General features: G+C 43.6%; 1 protein-coding gene and 1 pseudogene. Both read right to left on the bottom strand.

Annotated elements, in window-relative coordinates; all coding sequences use genetic code 11:
• Complete coding sequence (gene radA / locus AOQ70_RS18265) at positions 1–1,380, bottom strand: DNA repair protein RadA (protein WP_025092231.1); 1,380 nt, start codon at positions 1,378–1,380, stop codon at positions 1–3.
• A 93-nt stretch (positions 1,381–1,473) separates the two neighbouring features.
• Positions 1,474–2,543 (bottom strand): annotated as a pseudogene (clpC, locus tag AOQ70_RS18260) (ATP-dependent protease ATP-binding subunit ClpC); the annotation flags it as partial.

Below are 2,543 nucleotides of genomic sequence, written 5' to 3'. Positions count from 1 at the left end.
CTATGATCCCCCTAGTGAAATTCGAAGTGCCTCCGCTACATTTTCTACACCAACTAACTCAATCCCTCTCGGCTTTTTCCATCCGTCTATATTCGCCTGAGGAATAAACATTCGCTTAAATCCTAGTTTCGCAGCTTCCTGCACTCGCTGTTCAATTCTTGATACTCTTCTGACTTCTCCCGTCAGACCGACCTCTCCTATAAAGCAATCCGCTTGATGCGGCGCTGCGTCTTTAAAGCTTGATGCAATACTGACGGCAATAGCTAAGTCAATCGCCGGTTCGTCAAGCTTCACACCGCCTGCGACCTTTAAATACGCATCTTGGTTTTGCAGCAGCAGCCCCACGCGTTTTTCTAAAACTGCCATGAGCAGCGATACTCGATTATGATCAAGGCCAGTGGCCATTCTTCGCGGATTCCCAAAGCTTGTCGGGGAAATTAATGCCTGTATCTCGACAAGTACGGGTCTTGTTCCTTCCATTGAGGCAACAACACACGAACCAGATACACCTGCCGACCGCTCTTCTAAAAAGATTTCTGATGGGTTTAATACTTCCGTGAGCCCTTCCTCTCTCATTTCAAAAATCCCCAATTCATTCGTTGAACCAAATCGGTTTTTTACCGCCCGTAAGATACGAAATGTATGATGACGTTCGCCTTCAAAATAAAGAACCGTGTCCACCATATGCTCTAAAAGGCGTGGACCTGCGATCGAGCCTTCTTTGGTCACGTGACCAACGATAAAAATAGGAATCCCATTTGTCTTGGCAATTTTCATCAGCTGTGCTGTACATTCTCTTACTTGAGATACAGAGCCGGGAGCTGACGTGATATCGCTTTGATAAACGGTTTGAATCGAATCCACCACAACAAAAGCAGGTTTCATCTCCTGTATAGCAGACGTTATATACTCCATATCGGTTTCAGCCAAAACATGTAAAGAGGCGCTTTCAATACCAAGGCGGTCCGCTCTTAACTTCGTTTGTTTAATGGATTCCTCACCAGATATGTACAACACATTCTGATTTTTGTCTGAGAGCTGTGCTGATACTTGTAATAATAAAGTGGACTTCCCAATCCCAGGATCTCCGCCAATAAGAACAAGAGAGCCTTTGACAATTCCACTTCCTAATACTCGGTTAAATTCTTCTAAATTCGTTTTAATTCGGGGTTCTTCGGATGTTTCAATTGCAGATATAGGTGAAGGTTTTTGAATGGTTTGAACAGAATGATTAAAAGCACTACGACGGTTTGCCGGCTCTTTGCGAACGACCTCTTCTGTCATACTGTTCCACGTGCCGCAGCCTGGACATTTCCCCATCCATTTGGCTGACTCATAACCGCACGATTGGCATATAAATTTTGATTTTGTCTTAGCCATAGATTGAAGAATACAACTCCTTATACTGGTCAGAAAATAAGTAAAGGGAGGCATACACCTTGCTGGTATGCCTCACACTTTTTTCTTACTATATTAGTTCGTAGCAGCCGTCGCTTTTACGACAATTTCTCCATCTTCCACATCTAATACGATATGTTGACCTTTTTCAATATTGCCCTTCAGAAGCTCCTCAGAAAGTCGATCTTCTACATGCTTTTGAATCGCTCTTCTTAACGGACGCGCACCGTACTCAAGATCTACTCCTTCGTCGGCAATCTTCGCTTTTGCTGCTTCCGTCAATTCAATTGATAGGTCTTGTTCTTTTAATCGTTTTGTCAGTTGATCAGACATGAGAGACACGATCTCTTTGAGATGTTTCTTCTCAAGCGAGTGGAAGACAATGATTTCATCAATACGGTTGATAAACTCAGGTCTAAACGCACGTTTCAACTCGCCCATCACTTTGCCTTTCATATCCTTGTAATTTTGACTTTCATCCTGCACGTTAAAGCCAACGTATTTATTGCGCTTCAACTCACTAGCTCCAACGTTTGATGTCATGATCAAAATCGTATTTCTAAAGTCAACGGTACGCCCTTTAGAATCAGTCAGACGACCATCTTCTAATACTTGCAGTAAGATATTAAATACATCTGGATGAGCCTTTTCAATCTCGTCTAATAGAACGACAGAATAAGGTTTTCTTCTCACTTTTTCAGTCAGCTGTCCACCTTCATCATAACCGACATATCCTGGAGGTGACCCAACAAGTCTGGATGTAGAGTGTTTCTCCATGTATTCAGACATATCAATACGGATCATTGCTTCTTCATCACCGAAAATAGACTCGGCGAGTGCTCTTGCAAGCTCCGTTTTACCAACCCCTGTTGGCCCTAAGAAGATAAAGGAGCCGATTGGACGCTTCGGATCTTTCAGGCCAGCACGCGCACGTCTCACCGCTTTTGCTACAGCGACAACCGCTTCATCCTGCCCAATCACACGAGAGTGGAGCAATTGTTCCATATTCAGAAGCTTATCTGTCTCCGTTTGAGCAATTTTCGAAACAGGCACTCCCGTCCAGCTGGAAACGACCATTGCGATATCATCTACAGATACCTCTGAATTCTCTTGTCCCTGCTTTTCTTTCCATGATTTCTTTGTGT

The organism is Bacillus sp. AM 13(2015) (assembly GCF_001518755.1).
In the GTDB taxonomy this organism is placed as follows: domain Bacteria; phylum Bacillota; class Bacilli; order Bacillales; family Bacillaceae; genus Bacillus; species Bacillus safensis.
Note: the sequence above shows the minus strand (reverse complement) of the source record. Positions and strands in the feature narration are given on the sequence as shown.

Excerpts from the sequence above, each read along its gene's own strand:
- radA (WP_025092231.1), bottom strand. The coding sequence starts at position 1,380 with ATGGCTAAGACAAAATCAAAATTTATATGCCAATCGTGCGGTTATGAG.